At 54.8% G+C, this 18,510-nt stretch carries 15 protein-coding genes; 2 read left to right on the top strand and 13 right to left on the bottom strand.

Translation table 11 applies throughout. The features are described 5' to 3' along the window. Positions 1 to 29 precede the first annotated feature (29 nt). A complete protein-coding gene (locus KDC22_RS03360) occupies positions 30 to 860 on the bottom strand; it encodes an alpha/beta hydrolase family protein (RefSeq protein ID WP_173141034.1) in 831 nt (276 codons plus the stop codon). 171 nt (positions 861 to 1,031) lie between these two features. Further along, the gene (locus tag KDC22_RS03355) at positions 1,032 to 1,232 is read right to left on the bottom strand and encodes a hypothetical protein (protein WP_173141036.1); all 201 of its coding nucleotides are present in this window, start codon (positions 1,230 to 1,232) and stop codon (positions 1,032 to 1,034) included. 183 nt (positions 1,233 to 1,415) lie between these two features. Between KDC22_RS03355 and KDC22_RS03350 the strand changes: the two genes are divergently transcribed. Continuing rightward, the gene (locus KDC22_RS03350; protein ID WP_211722066.1) at positions 1,416 to 2,078 is read left to right on the top strand and encodes a DUF1129 family protein; all 663 of its coding nucleotides are present in this window, start codon (positions 1,416 to 1,418) and stop codon (positions 2,076 to 2,078) included. A 41-nt stretch (positions 2,079 to 2,119) separates the two neighbouring features. Continuing rightward, positions 2,120 to 3,046 (top strand): hypothetical protein, encoded by a 927-nt coding sequence (locus KDC22_RS03345; RefSeq protein ID WP_211722065.1) that lies wholly within the window; start codon positions 2,120 to 2,122, stop codon positions 3,044 to 3,046. Positions 3,047 to 3,410: 364 nt separating this feature from the next. On the opposite strand, the gene ilvA is transcribed toward KDC22_RS03345, so the two are convergent. From ilvA to purQ, 11 genes are all read right to left on the bottom strand, one after another. Next, complete coding sequence (gene ilvA / locus KDC22_RS03340; RefSeq protein ID WP_173141360.1) at positions 3,411 to 4,673, bottom strand: threonine ammonia-lyase IlvA; 1,263 nt, start codon at positions 4,671 to 4,673, stop codon at positions 3,411 to 3,413. 231 nt (positions 4,674 to 4,904) lie between these two features. After that, complete coding sequence (locus KDC22_RS03335; RefSeq protein WP_281425106.1) at positions 4,905 to 5,393, bottom strand: PadR family transcriptional regulator; 489 nt, start codon at positions 5,391 to 5,393, stop codon at positions 4,905 to 4,907. Positions 5,394 to 5,441: 48 nt separating this feature from the next. Next, a complete protein-coding gene (locus KDC22_RS03330) occupies positions 5,442 to 6,284 on the bottom strand; it encodes an NmrA family NAD(P)-binding protein (RefSeq protein WP_211722064.1) in 843 nt (280 codons plus the stop codon). Between the two features lie 159 nt (positions 6,285 to 6,443). Next, a complete protein-coding gene (locus KDC22_RS03325) occupies positions 6,444 to 7,760 on the bottom strand; it encodes an SEC-C metal-binding domain-containing protein (RefSeq protein WP_211722063.1) in 1,317 nt (438 codons plus the stop codon). A 300-nt stretch (positions 7,761 to 8,060) separates the two neighbouring features. Further along, positions 8,061 to 9,326, bottom strand: coding sequence for a phosphoribosylamine--glycine ligase (gene purD, locus KDC22_RS03320; protein WP_211722062.1), 1,266 nt, complete (start codon positions 9,324 to 9,326; stop codon positions 8,061 to 8,063). Positions 9,327 to 9,349: 23 nt separating this feature from the next. Then, complete coding sequence (purH, locus tag KDC22_RS03315) at positions 9,350 to 10,897, bottom strand: bifunctional phosphoribosylaminoimidazolecarboxamide formyltransferase/IMP cyclohydrolase (RefSeq protein ID WP_211722061.1); 1,548 nt, start codon at positions 10,895 to 10,897, stop codon at positions 9,350 to 9,352. Positions 10,898 to 11,383: 486 nt separating this feature from the next. Beyond that, the gene (gene purN, locus KDC22_RS03310; RefSeq protein ID WP_211722060.1) at positions 11,384 to 11,998 is read right to left on the bottom strand and encodes a phosphoribosylglycinamide formyltransferase; all 615 of its coding nucleotides are present in this window, start codon (positions 11,996 to 11,998) and stop codon (positions 11,384 to 11,386) included. After that, complete coding sequence (purM, locus tag KDC22_RS03305) at positions 11,998 to 13,038, bottom strand: phosphoribosylformylglycinamidine cyclo-ligase (RefSeq protein WP_211722059.1); 1,041 nt, start codon at positions 13,036 to 13,038, stop codon at positions 11,998 to 12,000. The genes purN and purM overlap by 1 nt, the downstream gene beginning before the upstream one ends. Positions 13,039 to 14,113: 1,075 nt before the next feature. Next, complete coding sequence (gene purF / locus KDC22_RS03300) at positions 14,114 to 15,610, bottom strand: amidophosphoribosyltransferase (protein WP_173141352.1); 1,497 nt, start codon at positions 15,608 to 15,610, stop codon at positions 14,114 to 14,116. Beyond that, positions 15,595 to 17,841, bottom strand: coding sequence for a phosphoribosylformylglycinamidine synthase subunit PurL (gene purL, locus KDC22_RS03295; protein ID WP_211722058.1), 2,247 nt, complete (start codon positions 17,839 to 17,841; stop codon positions 15,595 to 15,597). The genes purF and purL overlap by 16 nt, the downstream gene beginning before the upstream one ends. Next, positions 17,819 to 18,508: a phosphoribosylformylglycinamidine synthase subunit PurQ gene (purQ, locus tag KDC22_RS03290; RefSeq protein WP_173141348.1), complete on the bottom strand. Its 690-nt coding sequence runs from the start codon at positions 18,506 to 18,508 to the stop codon at positions 17,819 to 17,821. The genes purL and purQ overlap by 23 nt, the downstream gene beginning before the upstream one ends. Positions 18,509 to 18,510: the final 2 nt, after the last annotated feature.

Here is an 18,510-nt window from a genome sequence, read left to right as displayed (position 1 = left end):
TCCCAGCCATTGCGAGTGCCGCCGTTCTCCTATATCATCCAGTTCTGCCATTCCTCCTGCAGATGCTCCTGCTGGTTCATCCAATCCCGGGTACGCTTCAGCACCTGCTCCTGCGCCGGACCCGAAGAGAAGGTATGGTCGCCCTGAAAAATAATCTCCTTGTCGCACCGTCCCTCCGGCCGGGTCCAGAACAGCTTCTGGTAGAGAAACGCATAATCTACAGGGATCACATCATCGGAGGTTCCGTGGATAACAAGTACATCGCCGCTGAACTTCCCGGCCTCTTGGAACGGCTGAAACGCGGCCAGGGAGTTGAAGTATACCGGAGTGAACGAATACCCGGCATAATCAGCCGTCCCGCTCTTCACTGACCGGTCGAAGGCTTCTCTTCCGACAATCTTCACGATATCATTGAACGGATAACCTACAGCGGACCAGAGGACGAGGTTCTTCACCCGCCGGTCACGGACACCGGTCAGCAGCGCTACCGCGCCGCCCAGACTGTGCCCGATCAGCGTTACACGCTGCGGGTCCACATCGGCTGAGCCGATGCCGTAGTCCAGCACTGCCCGGGTCTGCCCGATCATCGACTCCATATCCTCGCTTCCGTAATTGCCGCTGCTCTCCCCGCAGCCCACATAATCGAAGCGGATGACCATATAGCCATCCTGTGCCAGCTCACGGGCCGCCTTGACGAAGATCCGGTCTACACCAATCCGGCTGCCCACGAAGCCGTGGCAGATCACGGCCAGCGGCACCCGGTTCTTGCACCGTCCAGTACCTGCCCTGTCTGCGGCCGGATAGTGTATGCTGGCTGTCAGTTCCTCTCCCTTATGCCGGATGATTATATTCCGTTCCATCGCTGCATCCTCCCTTGAATGTTCCTTTTAATTTTAAATTATAATAATTCCGATTAATTTAGTATGATTTATATTTCTATTATAATAGCTGCAATAATTTCTTGTCAACAAGCAGAAACCCCCTTCACTCCCGAGAGGAGCAAAAGGGGTCCATGTGCAGCTTACTTTCACTCAGTCATAGCTGTCGTGAAACATATCATGAGTCTCCTGCCGGCCTTCCCAGCCTTCAAGCCCGTTCTCCGGGCTCTGTCCCGCAGCATCCCATAGACTGAAGCCGTCGGAATTGCCCCAGTCCCCCACTTCATTAGTCGGTGCAGGCGCGGTGCCGCCTGTCACAGCTTGCTCAGGTTCCCGTTTGTTCTCCAGTTCCATAACGCTCCCTGCCTTCCTCTAGCTAGATTTGTGAAGCAGCCACCTCTTCAGTGTTTACTCTTCCAAAAGGATTATGCAAAGGATGACCGGAAGCACGTTGTCCTTGCACACCGCTGGTGCACAAACGTATACTCTAGGTTGAAGGTATCCTGATCAACACTTCTGGAGGTATAGCTAAGCGCAATGAAAGTCAAAGCTATGATTAAGCAAAACAACCTGCTGCGGGAGCAGATGACACCGTTCAACCGCTCTTATTACGAAGATATGATTCTGGCGATGCGCGCCAGTAACGTTGATGCTGTACGTGCAGAGGAGCTGCTGCTTGAGGCGGCGGACCTGCTGTTGAAGGGACAAGCCAAAGGCAGGAACGCCAAGCAGATCTTCGGCGAGAACCCCGGCGATTATTTCAAGGATGTGATGGACAGCGTTCCTTCGCGTGCTCCGCGCAGCAGGCTGAAGAATTCCCTGATGATCTCCTGGTCCGCTCTGACGATTCTGTTCGGGGCTATGGGCCTAGCCGGCCTGATTATGCAGTGGAGCGGCGGCCCTGAGGAGATCTTCGGCCAGCTCAGCATTTTCACTCTTGTCATAGTCGGCGCAGGCTCAGTTGTTCTGGTTGAACTCCTTATGAAATGGATGGCCTCCTTGGCCGAGGACGACAGTCCGAAGCCCAAGACTTTCGACATCAAGGGCCTGGGCCTTTATATCGGAATTGCAGTCATTGCAGTATTCGCCGGAATATTCCTGGACAATCTGTTCCCGGTGATCCGGATCTCGCCCTGGGTCAGTCTGGCTCTTGCGGCAGCCGGAGGCCTGGGACTGAAAGTTATATTCTTCCGATCCTAGAAGCTGTATCCCATACTTGTTCCACACAGGAGGAGACTTGAATGAAAAAGCATGTCGTTCTATCCGCCGCTATTGCCCTGTTCATAGGGCTCCAGGCCGTCGTGTCCGCCCCCGCCGGTGCCGAAGGAGCAGCAGGCGCTAAGGCCGGGGGAAGCGGAACAGCCGCCCTCAGCCATGCGGAAGCTGTCTACAAGGGCGCGCTGCCGCTGCTGTCCAGCGGCAATCTCCCGGGAGCCATTGCCTACATGAAGACGAAGCTGTATGCGGTCACTCCCTATCAGGCGACAGTGCTGACCCTGAAGCTCGAGAACCTGCACAAGGCTCTTCTCCCCTCCTGGGAGAAGAAGTTCAGCAGCAGTGATGTCCAGCGTAAGCTTATCTCCGTCTACAAGGGCGGAGTCAGCATGACGAAGCTGGCTGAGAGTACGGAGAACGCCTCGCTGCGTGCCTTGCTGCTAAGCGCAGGAGAGAGCGGCTATAAGCTGGACACCGCCGAAGGCACCTTTTACCCGGTGATTGATTATGCGGCCTACCGTAAATATAAGAACTTCGTAACCGATGATATCAGCAGTTATATCTCCATTATGGCGGACGAATCGGATCTGCCCCCATCCAAGGATAACGGACTTATTATTGCCTGGGGTGAGGTCGCAGACCGTGCGCTGACCCAGGAGCAGTTCATACAATCTTATCCCACCTCCAACCGGTTACAAGCCGTTAAGAAGCTGTATAACCAGTATGCTGTGAACACCTTCTATGGCCAGAACAACACGCCGCTCTTCCATTACGACAATCTGGAGATGGATCTGGAGGCGCAGAAGGCTTATACCAGCATCTTGTCCAAGAACAACAGCACAAGCGATTTCCTGCAGAAGCTGGACGGCTTCATGAAGCTGATGAAGAGTAACGGCTATCTGCTGGACGATGCGGCTAAGCAGTATTTGAAGACTGAGGTCCCTCTGTCGTAGGACAGTACAGAAGATACCAGCCCCGCTGCAACAAGCAAGTGGAAGAACGCATCTTAATTTACCGGTTTCTGATGATTGTACAGTAGCAAGTGGAAAAACAGCAGCTATTGGTGCCAGATTCGCTGCTACCGGTTGAATTCCGCTAATTTAAGTGTTGTTTATCGAGCTGCTTCCCCGGCAGGATTCATCCGTCCATCAGTAAGTGGAGTAAATCCAATTAATCTCGTTCCACGCCGCATGACTAGTCCCATCCAACAAGAAAGACCCGCCCACAGGAACCCTGGGCGGGTCTTCTTGTTATTCTAGAAGCTGCGTTTGCCGCTGCATTGCCGTTGCCTAACGATCCGCATACAAACCCGGCGAATCAGATCAGCATACTGAACAGATTGACATCCTTGTTGATCTCTACGTAATCCACGCCCTTTTGCTTCATCCGCTCAATCAGCGGGGTGTAGGCATCGGTAGACATCAGCTCAATGCCCACCAGTGCGGGGCCGTTCTCCTTCTCGTTCTTCTTCGTGTACTCAAACCGGGTGATGTCATCGTCGGGTCCCACCACCTCGGTCAGGAATTCACGCAGGGCACCCGCGCGCTGCGGGAAGTTAACCATGAAGTAATGCTTAAGGCCTTCGTAGATCAGGGAACGCTCCTTGATCTCCTGCATCCGGTCAATATCGTTGTTGCCGCCGCTGACGATGCAGACTACACTTTTGCCGCGGATCTGGTCAGCGTACATATCCAGCGCCGCAATCGGAAGCGAACCGGCCGGCTCCACAACAATCGCATTCTCGTTATACAGCTCCAGTATGGTGGTACAAGCCTTGCCCTCCGGTACCTTCACCACATCATCGAGAAGACGCGAACAGATATCGAAGGTTAATCCGCCGACACGCTTGACCGCTGCCCCGTCCACGAACTTGTTAATCTCCTTCAGGGTGATGACCTCGCCACTCTGCATCGCTTCGCTCATAGAAGCTGCTCCGGTCGGTTCCACTCCGATAACCTTAGTCGCCGGGCTTACCGTCTTCACATAGGTGGCAACACCGGCCGCCAGCCCCCCGCCGCCAATCGTAACGAACACGAAGTCTGCAGGCTTGTCCAGGCTCTCCATAATCTCCATAGCGATGGTGCCGTTACCGGCAATAATGCGCGGCTCATCGAACGGGTGAATCAGCGTCATGCTATAGTCAATGCAGGCCTGCAGTGCTTCATCGTAAGCATCGTCGAAGGTATCGCCCTTCAGAATGACCTCTACGAATTCACCGCCGAAACGCCGGACCTGCTTAATCTTCTGATTCGGTGTAGTGCTGGGCATGAAGATCTTGCCCTTGATGCCGAGTGCCTTACAGGAATAAGCCACCCCCTGGGCATGATTCCCTGCGCTTGCGCAGACAATACCCCGGGTTCTGTCTTCTTCGGACAGACTGCGGATCATGTTGTAGGCTCCCCGAATTTTGAAGGAGCGCACAATCTGCAGATCCTCGCGTTTCAAATATACATTGCAGCCGTATTTAGCCGACAATACCGCGTCCAGCTGGAGCGGCGTACGGACGATAACCTCCCGCAGCACATGGTGTGCGCGTACAATATCTTCCATTCCTACGATCCGGTTTTCGCCTTCTCTCATTTTTTCCCCGCCTCACTGTCTCTTTCTTATCGTTTCGCTTCTTGTAACATACTCTTCCAGAGACATTTTTTCAACCCTTGTCCTCTTCACACAACACAGCATCCACTACTGGTGGATCATGTCAGGTTATTTGCACACCAAAACTCCCTTGTATCTGCCGTATTCAGCAAACAAAAGGGAGTATGAGCTCAGACAACAATATTCAGTTCATAGGATCTGGGAGTACGCGCCCTACTGCTCCAGCAGCTCCTGAAACCATTTCAGGTTCAATTCATGGTGCGCTCTGACATTATTCATCATCGACTTTGCCGTTGCGTAGATCCTATCTTGCTTGGCATCCAGCGCCGAATCAATTTCAGCAATTTTGCGCCGTGTCTGCTCCATCTGCACCGCTACGGCCGACTTGAACTGCTCAGGATCATATTGGTGGGCAAACAGCGTGGTCATATAAAAGGTTAACGTAACATCGTCCGTCTGCAGCGAGTATTTGGCCATCAGCACTTTGAAATGCTCTTCGCCCTGCGGTGTAATCTCGTAGATGTATTGTTCGGGATAGTTATTAACGCTAACGACTTCAACCAGCCGGACCAAGCCTTCATCCGCTAACTTCTGCAGGTTGTAATACAGCGATCCCTTCGTCATATGAACAAGATACCTGTAATCCCGCTCTTTGAAGACATTCAACAATTCATACGCGCTGGATGGTCCGCAATCCTTCAGCAGACCCAGTATTAATAAGGGTATAATAACAATTCCTCTTTCTATACATTATTGAAAATCACCGAGATGCTCCGCTATCCATTCTCTGAACGTATAAGGCTCCCGGCCAAGAATAGCCAGAACCGTGTCTGTCATGGCGAGCTTATGCTTCAGCGTATACTCCCAGTCCTGGACTCTAAGAGTAATGTACTCTTCAGCAATGTACTTGCTCATATAGGAACGGAAGTCATCAATGGTCTGCTCTTCCAGTTTAATTGCTTGTCCCAGTTGCTTAGAAATTTCGGTTAATATATTCCGCTGGCTAAGAATATTCGCTCCTGTTAACGTCAAGACCTGCCCGGAGAATCTGTCAAAATCGGTAATAACCTCACTGATCACTTCAGCAATATCGGCTTCGTGTACACTGGCCAGCTTAGCCTCCAGGGCCGGTAACCGGATCGTCCCCTTATTGTATCTAAAAAGGTCCCTCCAGTAAATGGTATTATGCATGAAGGCCTCGGCCCGGATAAACCCATACTGGAAGCCATACGCCTGAATCTGATCCTCGACCTTTTTATGTTTAATCGCATTCTCGTTGTAACCGGCATCCGAGCGGTTGATGGAGGCTGAGGATAAGAACACGATGTTCCGCACACCCTTGGCCCTAGCAGCCTGCAGAATCTCTTCAGCATCATCCAGAAGGATCAGGAACAAGGTCTCCACGCCGCGCAGACTGTCTGACCAGGCGCTGCAATTCTTGATATCGCCGGTGACAATCATCATACGATCTGTCCGGTCTGTTAACAGCTTCTCAGGGGTTCGGGTAAGGGCTTTGAATTCGGCATCCTTAAGCTTGAGGTAATGCATAACCCGATTTCCAACGGTTCCAGTTGCTCCAGTAATAAATAACATTACAAGGACCTCTTTTCCAGAAAATTAGTCTAATTAGACCACATGTCATAATATAGTCTAATTAGACTAGAATAGCAAGGATTATTATACAAAAAAACACAGCCCCGAAGGACTGTGTCAGCTATTTCATATTCAGATCATCACCAGATCAATTATATTCTATTGTTTCAGCATCCACTTGAGCAGATCCGGCACGCCCGCCCACAGACGCGAGTGCATAATAACATATTCAATCGCTTCATTGGAATCGCCCATTCCGACAAAATCCGGAAGATTATGCGGCAGCCGCTTCACACCCAGCAGGTAATCAGGCACATGCTTGTTCACTCCGCGGGCTACACGGTACAGCATTTTGAGTTGTGAGGTAATCCCGTTCTTCTTGAATTCCAGCACCATCCGGTCATAAGCAAAGGCTGCTGCGGCATCCTCTTCCCCGTAGTCCTTGATGATCCGTTCGGCTTCCTTCAGCTGGTTGCTGTACAGGTATACGGCGGTCAGCAGATAGCGGGCACCGGTATTATCATCCTGAGTAAGCTCCAGAATATGCTCCAGCATCTCTGCCGCTTCCTCCGCATTGCCGCCGAACCAGCAGGATTCCGCGTAGCTCTGGCAGATACGGATATATGGACGGGTCTCATACAGACCCCAGAAGTCCCCTTTGTTCTTCGTAAAATAAAGCTCGCCCAGCTCCCGTCTGCCCGCAGCGATTCCTGCCTTAAGAAGCTCCCGCGCATCCTGCTCATTCTCCGATTCCTCGGCCAGAATAAGATAGGCTTCCGGGCTGTCCGGGTAGATCTCCAGTGCCTTCTCCGCCAGTTGAATCCGGCGTTTCGCAGAGTTCGCTTCCATAGCCTTACCCAGCAGGGCCTGCGCCTTCTCCTTCGGCGTTCCCGGACCATTCAGTGCGATCAGCTCATCCGCTTCTCCAGCCATGCCGTATTCCTCGACATAGTTATATATTTCCTTCACCTTGCGGGAGATCGTAGCCGTCGTTATTTCGTATTTGTCAGCCAGCTCCGCCTGGGACAGCATGAAGCCGTATTCTTCGGACAACAGATATTCGATCGCCGCACAGAACGAGCCGGTCTTCTTCACCGCCGGCTTGGTCTGGCGGGAGAAGCCGTTCCACAGCACCAGCGCCTCCAGGATCAGCTCCCGGTCATACCGGTCTCTCATGCTCTCGATCAGCTCCAGCGCAAGCTGTTCATGGGCCGGATGCTCCCAGTTCAGCTCACGAGCCACCATCTTCTTCAGCTTAGGCAAAGTAAGCTTGCCGCCGGCAGCAGAGACAGCAGCCTCAGGAGCCGGCTGTTCCTGCCGGATTTCACCGGTTACTGCCACTTGCGCTGCTGCATCCTCTGTTGTTACCAGCCGCAGGATGGACTCCACCGCTGACTTTTCTTTGTCCAGGCAGCATTTCTTATATTTTTTCCCGCTTCCGCATGGGCATAAGTCATTTCTTCCAACCTTACTCAAAACCAATTCCCCCTTAAATCTGTAACTAAACATCCGCATCAGCATCGCTGATATCGTACTATTATAGCATTTCCCGGCACGAGGTTTTCCAGTTTCCTGCGTCTGCGGGAAATAGAAGGATAAGCGGTCAGGTGAAACCTATAGATTTTAAATTTTAAAAAAGGCCTTTCCATGAAAGGAAAGACCTTTTATCTGTATATATCCGCACATTTTCCCCCGTACGAGTTGTATTATAGCACTTCTCCTACTACTTGTCAGTCCTTTTTTGGGACTAATAGCACGAAATCCGGTACTTTATCCTCAGATCAGCGCCTTCATGGCAATGTCATTCCGGTGCTGCTTCCCGGGAAAAGTAATCTTCTCCGCACTCGCATAGGCCGCTGTACGTGCTTCGGCAATAGTCGCCCCCAGGCCCACCACACCAAGCACCCGGCCGCCGCTGGTTACCCAGCTGCCATCCTCACCGCGCGCAGTTCCGGCATGGAAGACCAGCGCAGCACCGTTATCCTCAAGGCCGCTGATCGGTACCCCCTTCGGATACGGTCCGGGATATCCCCCGGAGGCCAGAACAACGCAGACCGCCGCCTCATCGCTCCACTCCATCGGGATATCGGCAAGTCTGCCCTCGGTCACAGCGACGAAGATCTCCAGCAGATCGCTCCGCAGCCGGGGAAGAACGACCTGCGTCTCGGGATCACCGAACCGGGCATTGAATTCAATTGTCTTCGGCTTACCATCCGGCGAGATCATCAGCCCTGCGAACAGCACCCCGCTGAAGGGGCGCCCCTCCGCCACCATGGCCTTAGCCGTCGGCTCGATGATCGTCTCCACCGCTTCACGGATGATGTCCTCCGCAATATGCGGGAGCGGGGAATATGTGCCCATGCCTCCCGTATTAGGTCCTTTATCGCCGTCGAATACAGGCTTATGGTCCTGGGCAGCAGCCATCGGACGCACGGTCTCTCCGTCCACAAAGGCCAGAATCGACATCTCCTGCCCGGCCAGGAACTCTTCAATCACAACCTGTGCCCCGGCTTCGCCGAACACCTTGTCCACCATGATCTCCTGGAGTGCCTGCTCCGCTTCCTCCCGGGAATAGGCTACGGTCACGCCTTTGCCTGCCGCCAGCCCGTCCGCCTTAATCACTATCGGCAGCTCCCGGGTCCGCAGGTAGGCAAGTGCTGACCCGTAATCGCTGAATTTCTCGTAAGCTGCTGTCGGAATGTTGTACTTGTGCAGCAGATCCTTCATGAAGGTCTTGCTGCCCTCGATCTCTGCGGCGTTCTTCCGCGGGCCGAAGACAGGAATCCCCTGCGCTTCAAAGGCATCGACAATTCCCGCCGCCAGCGGATCATCCGGTCCGATGACCACCAGGCCAACCTCCCGTTCCTTGGCAAAAGCGGTCAGCTTATCGAACTCGAACACGCCGATCGGCACACATTCTGCAAGCTGCGCAATCCCGGCATTGCCGGGTGCGCAGTAGATTTTACCGGCACGGGGACTGCGGGACAAGCTCCAGATGATCGCATGCTCGCGTCCGCCGCCGCCGACTACTAAAATATCCATAAGGCTCTGATCCTCCCAGCGTGCTAGTGTTTGAAGTGGCGTACGCCGGTGAAGACCATGGCAATGCCGTATTCATTGGCAACCTTGATCGACTCCTCGTCCTTGATGGAGCCTCCAGGCTGGATCACTGCCGTAATTCCGGCCTTCGCGGCCATTTCCAGCGTATCGCCCATCGGGAAGAAGGCATCGGAAGCCAGTACAGAGCCCCGGGATTTCTCTCCGGCCTGTTCAATGGCAATCTTGGCTGCGCCGACACGGTTCATCTGTCCGGCACCCACGCCTACGGTCATATTATCAGCCGCCAGCACGATGGCGTTCGACTTCACATGCTTCACAACCTTCCAGCCGAACAGCAGCTGCTTCAGCTCTTCCTCTGTCGGCTTGCGGTCCGTTACGATCTGCAGCTCCTCAGGATTCACGGAGTGCACATCGCTCTCCTGCACTACCATTCCGCCTTCGATGGAGGTTACCACAAAGCTGCTCTTACGGGCTGCCGCTGTACTGAGGTTACCGAGCTTAAGCAGGCGGATATTTTTTTTCTTCGTCAGAATGTCCAGCGCCTCGTCCGTGAAGCCCGGAGCCAGAACGATCTCAAGGAAAATATCCTTCAGCATATTAGCCGTATCGGCATCAATGATCCGGTTGGCTGCGACAATTCCGCCGAAGATGGAGGTGGGATCGGCATTGTAAGCCTTTTGATACGCTTCATAGACACTGGCGCCTACGCCTACTCCGCAAGGATTCATATGCTTAACCGCTACAACTGCCGGTTCTTCGAACTCTTTGACAATCTGGAGCGCCGCATTCGCATCGTTAATATTGTTGTAGGACAGCTCTTTGCCGTGCAGCTGCTCGGCAGCAGTAAGGGTATCCTGCGCCGCCAGCGGCTTGCGGTAGAACGCAGCCTTCTGATGCGGGTTCTCCCCGTAGCGCAGATCCTGGATTTTCTCATAAGTTACAGTATAGCGCTCCGGCAGCGGTTCACCGGTGACATTCGCCAGATAATCAGCAATCAGGGCATCGTAAGCCGCCGTATGGCGGAAGACTTTGGCCGCAAGACGTTTGCGGGTGGTCAGGGTAGTATCCCCACCTGCACGCACCTCTTCAAGCACCGCACTGTAATCGGCAGCATCCACTACCACACTGACAAAAGCATGGTTCTTCGCCGCAGAACGCAGCATCGTCGGTCCGCCGATATCAATGTTCTCGATGGCTTCCTCATACGACACATCCGGCTTGGCAATCGTCTCCGCGAACGGATACAGATTCACCACGACGAGGTCGATGTAGTCAAGCCCGAGGTCCTTCATCTGCCGCGTATGCTCCTCATTGTCACGAACTGCAAGGAGGCCGCTGTGCACAGCCGGATGCAGGGTTTTGACCCGTCCGTCCATGATTTCAGGGAAGCCTGTGACATCCGAAATGCCAATGACCGGAACGCCTTCTTTAGCCAGAAGTGTGCTGGTACCGCCTGTGGAGATGATTTCTACGCCTAGTGCAGACAACTCGCGGCAAAAATCCACGATGCCCTGTTTGTCCGATACGCTGACCAGCGCTCTTTTGATACTCACTTTGAATAGTCCTCCTCTGGATTCACGCTAGATTATGGTGGTGGCTTATGATCGCAGGATCTATGTCGCCGGTTGGCCGTGCTTATAATTGAGTTCATAGTGTTTATAAGATAAGTGGATTTACGTCATTTAATTTCGGCTTATGATCAGTCAGATAGAAATTAGTTGGAAAATGTCCACTTAAATGCTGCAATATTCGATCTTCACTCTATACAAGCTTGATTTAGTTGTACTTTTTCCACTTACGTTCGGTTGAGTAGGGAAATCAGTCGGATTAGATGGAGAAAATCCACTTGCGTTACAGCAGCTCCTTACGCCAACAAACCAGTATTTTCGCCATTTCAGGCTGAACAGCACACGATTCCGGCAAATTCTGAACTTTGTGCAATATTTCCCGAGAAATATCAGAAACAGCCGGGCTTGCCTGAAATGTCGAAATTTATCCGGGAATAGTGCGATGACTGACTGGTATTCATGCTGTTGCAATTAGTCGCCAAGGGTCGCCATTCTTCCATTCAATTTCACTTTACCGGCGGCCATAGCGGCCACCACTTCGGGATACAGGGCGTATTCCACCTGGTGGATACGTTCTGCGAGTGATTCGGCGGTATCTCCCGGGATTATCTCAACGCTGCGCTGGGCAATCACCGGTCCGGTATCCATACCGCCATCGACAAAATGCACCGTAACCCCCGTCAGCTTCACGCCGTATTCAAGCGCCTGACCGATGGCGTCTTTGCCGGCGAAGGCCGGCAGCAGCGAAGGATGGATGTTGATGATCCGTCCGGCATATGGCGCAAGCAGCACGGGCGAGATCAGCCGCATGTACCCGGCCAGCACTACCAGCCCGATGTTCCGGCGCTGAAGCTCGGCTACAATCGCTGCTTCGTACTGCTCGCGGCCCGCGAAGTCCTTCGGCCGCAGCAGGAGGGCCGGAATTCCCGCTTCCTCTGCCCGCTGGGCCACAAGCGCTTCCGGTTTGTCCGAGACCAGCAGCTCAATCTGGCCCCCGCCCAGCCTGTTCTCCCGCTGCGCCTGGACCAGTGCAGCGAAATTGCTGCCCTGACCAGAGGCAAATACAGCGATCCGGCTCCACTCCATCAGACTTCAGCTCCTGTAAAGGTAACGATGCGTTCTCCTTCTGTTACCGTTCCGATCCGGTAAGCCTCTTCTCCACTGGCCTTCAGCAGCTCCAGCGCACGCTCACCATCCGATTCCGCCACTACCAGCACCAGGCCCACTCCCATATTGAAGGTGGTGAACATGTCTCGGTTGCTCACGCTGCCCTTGCTCTGCATCAGGCTGAAGACAGGCTGGATCGGCCAGGAGCCGTAATTAATCTCCACATTCACATGCTCCGGCAGTACGCGCGGGATGTTCTCAATGAAGCCTCCTCCGGTAATATGGGCCATCCCCTTGACCGGAAGCTGTTCCAGCAGGGCCAGCAGAGGCTTCACGTAGATCCGGGTTGGTGCGAGCAGAACGTCCACCAGCGGCACACCCAGCTCAGGTACTACCTCGTCCAAGCCATATCCGTCTTCCTCCAGCAAAAGCTTGCGCACCAGCGAGAAGCCGTTGCTATGAATCCCGCTCGACGCCAGGCCAATCACAATGTCTCCAGGAGCGATGTCCGCTCCCGTCACCAGCTTGGCCTTATCGGCCACACCTACGGTGAATCCGGCGATATCATATTCGCCTGCCGCGTACATGCCCGGCATCTCGGCAGTCTCGCCGCCGATCAATGCGCAGCCTGCCTGATGGCAGCCTTCGGCGATTCCGGCCACGATCGCCTCAATCTTCTCCGGCACGACTTTGTCGCAGGCCAGATAGTCAAGGAAGAACAGCGGCTCTGCGCCCTGCACTACAATGTCATTCACGCACATGGCTACGGCATCAATGCCAATCGTGTCGTGGCGGTCCGCAGCGAACGCGATCTTCAGCTTCGTGCCTACTCCATCCGTTCCCGATACGAGGACCGGCTCCTCGTATTTGTCCTTATTCAGGCCAAACAGGGCGCCGAATCCGCCAAGCTCGGTCATTACTTCCGGACGGTACGTGCGCTTCACATGCTTCTTCATGCGTTCTACCGCTTCATTGCCAGCCGCAATATCCACTCCGGCGTTTTTATAAGCTTCCGACACTTTTGAGCACCTCATTTAAGTTAGTTTAGAGCGCGGTTCGGGGCGGCAGGGCATAGAGTGTGGTTTGTGGACGTTATTGCGATGGATATTTGGACCTCCGGCCGCTGTTATATTTGGATTTCCTTGATTTGAACCGCTGAACGCGGTAGAAATCCAAATATAAAGGCGGACGCTATCGCTCCTACAGTTCCAAAATCCCTCTCCATAACTTCCAAACCACCAAGTCAAAACCCTGCCGCAAGCCGAATTACGCGCCTTGCACTTGCAGCAGCAAGACCTCGGCGCTGTGGGCGAAGCCCAGCGCCTCCTAAGCCGATAGAACCCCCGACTTTGCGCAGCAAACAGGACGGGTTCTACAGGCTTCTGCGTACGGGGCGTAGCCCGTGCGCTCTCTTAGGCGACAGCCCCTCCGATTTTGCGACAGCAAACAGGACGGGGGCGGGAGCTCTTCCCGCACGGGGCGAAGCCGTGCAATCATTAAAGCGACAGCCCCTCCGATTTTGCGACAGCAAACAGGACGGGGGCGGGAGCTCTTTCCGCACGGCGCGAAGCCGTGCAATCATTAAAGCGACAGCCCCTCCGATTTTGCGACAGCAAACAGGACGGGGGCGGGAGCTCTTCCCGCACGGGGCGAAGCCGTGCAATCATTAAAGCGACAGCCCCTCCGATTTTGCGACAGCAAACAGGACAGGGGCGGGAGCTCCCTCCGCACGGCGCGAAGCCGTGCAATCATTAAAGCGACAGCCCCTCCGATTTTGCGACAGCAAATAGGACGGGGGCGGGAGCTCCCTCGCACGGGGCGAAGCCGTGCGCATCCTAGCCGGCGACAGAATCTCCGGATTTGCGCAGCAAACAGGACAGATTCTGGAGCCAAGGCCGGGCGGCCAGCATGCCGCCGGGGCACCGCAGCACCGTGAAGCGTGTCCCGGCCGTGCGCAGCACACAGGGACAAAGCGGGCACCCGCACCCACGCCTTCTTAGCAAGTTTAGAGCAGACTCCTACCGCCAAACTTTCGGGTGGCCGGAGGGCAGCGCCCTTCGGGGTCCCCCTTTGTAAGGGGGATTTAGGGGGATGTTAACAGCTGCATCCGTCCTTCTCTTCCCCGCCGAAATCCACCTGCGTCGGGTAGTCATTATCGAAGCAGGACAGGCATAATCCGCCTTTGTAATCGTCACTATTATAGCCGCCGATGGACTGGATCAGTCCATCGGGGGAGAGGAACGCCAGGGAATCGGCGTTGATCTCCTCACACATCTCTTCGATCGTCTTATACGAGGCGATCAGCTCGCGGCGGTCCGGGGTATCAATGCCATAGAAGCAAGGATTCTTGAACGGCGGCGAGGTAATCCGCACGTGAACCTCGAGCGCCCCGGCCTCGCGCAGCAGGTTGACGATCCGGCGCGAGGTTGTGCCGCGCACGATGGAATCGTCGATCATGACTACGCGCTGGCCTTCCACGACCCGGCGCACCGCGCTGAGCTTCATCTTCACGCCTTGCTCACGCAGCTCCTGGCTTGGCTGGATGAACGTCCGGCCGGTGTATTTGTTCTTGATCAGTCCCAGCTCATACGGGATGCCTGTCTGCTCGGCATAGCCGATGGCTGCGGAGATACTGGAATCCGGCACGCCGGTTACGATATCGGCATCCACGAAGGCTTCGAGCGCCATCCGGCTGCCCATCCGCTTACGCGCGGAGTGCAGGTTGGAGCCGTTCAAATCACTGTCCGGGCGGGCGAAATAGATATATTCCATCGCGCACAGCGCTTTGCGTTTCGGTTCCGCGAAGCGGTCCTCGCGGAAACCGTCTTTATCGAGCACCAGCAGCTCGCCGGGCTCAATATCACGCACCAGCTGGGCGCCGATGACTTCGAGCGCACAGGATTCGGAAGCGAAGACATAGGAATCGCCCAGCCGGCCCATCACAAGCGGACGGAGACCGTGCGTATCGGAGGCCACAATCAGCTTGTCATTAGTCATTAGCAGGAAGGCGAAGCCGCCGACCAGCTGCGACAAGGCGTCCTTGGTCGCTTCGACAAAATCCTTCTGCGAACGCGCAATCAGATGCGCCAGCACTTCGGTATCGCTGGTGGTCTGAAAGATGGAACCGCCCTGTTCAAGCTGTTTGCGGATCAGCGGTTCGTTGACGATATTGCCGTTCGTGGCAATCGCCAGATCACCGTCACGGTATTTGAAGACCAGCGGCTGCGCATTGGTCAGCCGGCTGTCTCCGCTGGTCGAATAACGCACATGCCCGATAGACATGTCCCCGATCAGCGAAGCAATCTTGTCTTTGTCGAATACTTCCTTCACCAGGCCCATGCCGCGGTGATAGTTGAAGTCGCGTCCATCCGCCACGCAGATGCCCGCGCTTTCTTCTCCCCGGTGCTGCAGGGCGTGCAGGCCGTAATAGGACATGGAAGCGGCTTCCGGGTGTCCGAAGACCCCGAAGACGCCGCATTCTTCTTTTAACGTGTCAAAAATATCTCCCGAGCCCGTTCCTTCATTGTAAAAGTCGCCGGTCCACAGGATAGGGGCTTCCTGCTTGTTCCCGGTCTTTATTTCATAAGACATGGAATAGCATCCTCCCAAATGGTCTTGAGTTCAGTAACGGCTTCATCCAGTGCAGCCGATCCGTCCAGAGCAACACGCAGGCGGTCCCCGCCAACGCTTCCAATGACCTCTACAGGTACGCCGTAAGCGGCAACCGCTGCCCGCAATTCTTCCGCACGGTCAGGCGCCGAAGTCAGGAGTATACGGGATTGGCTCTCACTGAACAGCGCTACATCCGGGCGGAGTCCGCCGGCGGACAGCTCAATATTCGCTCCAATGGTGCCGCTGATGCAGCTCTCGGCGAGTGCTCCGGCCAGGCCGCCTTCCGACAGGTCATGCGCCGAGCGGACCAGCCCGCTGCGGATGGCAGCAAGTACGGCATCCAGCAGCTTGCGCTCCGTTGCCAGATCGAGTTCCGGCGGACGTCCTTCGGTCAGGCCATGAACCGCATACTGGAATTCACTGCCGCCTAGCTCTGCTTTGGTAACACCCAGCAACAGAATCGAATCGCCTTCCTGCTTGAAGGCCTGAGTTGTAATATGATCGGTATCTTCAATGAGACCCACCATACCGACAACCGGTGTCGGATAGATCGCTCCTGAAGCATTTTCATTGTAGAGACTGACGTTACCGCCAATTACAGGGGTGTCAAGCACACGGCAAGCTTCAGCCATACCGTCTACCGCACGTTCCATCTGCCAGAAGATCTCCGGCTTCTCCGGACTGCCGAAATTCAGGTTGTCCGTAATCGCCAGCGGCTGGGCACCGGAGCAGACAATGTTACGTGCGGCTTCGCTGACGGCAATCCGTCCGCCTACTTCAGGGTCGAGATAGACATAACGTCCGTTACAGTCCGTAGTCATCGCCAAGCCTTTGCGTGTACCGTGGATGGTTACTACGGCCGCATCGGAACCCGGACGAACCGCTGTGCTGGTGCGGACCATATAATCATACTGGTTGTACACCCATGCTTTGCTGGCTACCGTAGGTGAGCCCAGTACGGTGCGCAGGGCGCCGCCCAGATCAGTCACTTCCTCATAGCGAAGCGTATCAATAGAGGCATTCTCCTCATAGTAAGCAGGAACTGCCGATGGTTTGTTATAAATAGGGCATTCATCCACCAGAGCCGTCACCGGCATATCGCCGACCACTTCACCGTGATGGAACAGCTTCAGGCGGCCGTCGTCCGTAACCTTCCCCACCTTGCGGCAGATCACGCCCCAGCGGTCGAAGATTTCCTGTGCCTGCGCTTCATCCTTCGGCTCAACCACGAATAGCATCCGCTCCTGGGATTCCGAGAGCATCATCTCATAAGGGGTCATGCCGTCTTCACGCTGCGGCACCTGGTCCAGGTACAGCTCCAGGCCGTTGCCTGCCTTGCTTGCCATCTCCGCACTGGAGCAGGTCAGACCGGCAGCGCCCATATCCTGAATCCCGAGCACGATACCGCTGTCGATCAGCTCCAGGCAGGATTCCATCACTAGCTTTTCCATGAATGGATCGCCGACCTGTACCGCCGTCCGCTTCGCTTCCGACTCATCACTAAGCTCAACCGAGGCGAAGGTCGCACCATGAATCCCGTCACGGCCGGTAGGAGGACCCACGTAGAATACAGGATTACCTACCCCTTTGGCGACACCACGCTGGATTTTATCATGATCAATCAGACCGACACACATCGCATTGACCAGCGGATTCCCGTCATAGCTGTCATCGAACATAATTTCCCCGCCGACAGTAGGGATGCCGATACAGTTGCCGTAGCCTGCGATCCCGGACACGACATGCTCGAACAGATATTTTACCCGGTCGCTCTCAAGCTTCCCGAACCGCAGAGAGTTCAGCAGCGCCACCGGTCTTGCACCCATGGAGAAAATATCGCGGATAATCCCGCCCACCCCGGTCGCCGCGCCCTGATAAGGCTCAACTGCCGACGGATGGTTGTGACTCTCGATTTTGAAAACAACCGCCTGGTTGTCTCCGATGTCAACGATTCCCGCGCCTTCGCCCGGTCCCATCAGCACCTTCGGTCCACTGGTCGGGAAACGGCTCAGCAGCGGCTTCGAGTTCTTATAGGCACAATGCTCGGACCACATTACGCTGAATACGCCGATCTCTGTATAGTTAGGCTTACGTCCCATGAAGGAGGTAATGAGCTCATATTCGCTGTCCGATACCCCGAACTGACTGTAGATTCTCTGCTCCGCGATCTGCTCTGCGGTCGGCTCCTTAGCGGATACTTGCTGCGTCATAACGATCCCTCCATGTCTTGAGAATGGATGTGAACATCCGTTTGCCGTCTTCCGATCCAAGCAGGCTGTTCGCTGCACGTTCCGGGTGAGGCATCATACCAACCACATTGCCCGCCACATTGCTGACTCCGGCGATATCGGCGACTGAACCGTTCGGATTGTCGCTGTAAGTGAATACGATCTGATTATTCGCCTGAAGCTCAGCCAGCGTCTCTTCATCACAATAGTAATTGCCTTCACCGTGCGCGATCGGGATGACAATCTCTTCATCCTTCGCATAGTCAATAGTAAACGGGGTTGTGTTATTAACGACCTTAAGCACCGTGTCATGACAGCGGAACTTCATCGACATGTTGCGGCGCAGCGCGCCTGGAAGCAGGCCGGCTTCGGTCAGAATTTGGAACCCGTTGCAGATGCCGAGTACGAATTTGCCCTGCTCTGCCGCCTTGGCTACTTCAGCCATGACCGGAGCGAACCTGGAAATTGCGCCGCAGCGCAGATAGTCACCATAAGAGAAGCCGCCTGGCACGAGGATACAGTCATAAGCCGACAGATCTGTCGCCGTATGCCACACATAATCCACAGGTTCACCGAGGCTGTCTTCTACTGCTTTGTAGCAGTCAATGTCACAATTGGAGCCTGGAAAGACAAGCACAGCAAATTTCATGA

Origin of the sequence: Paenibacillus tritici, from assembly GCF_018207515.1 — a bacterium.
GTDB classification, from domain to species: domain Bacteria; phylum Bacillota; class Bacilli; order Paenibacillales; family Paenibacillaceae; genus Paenibacillus_AQ; species Paenibacillus_AQ tritici.
The sequence above is the reverse complement of the archived record's forward strand: the minus strand, read 5'-3'. Positions and strand labels throughout refer to the sequence as shown.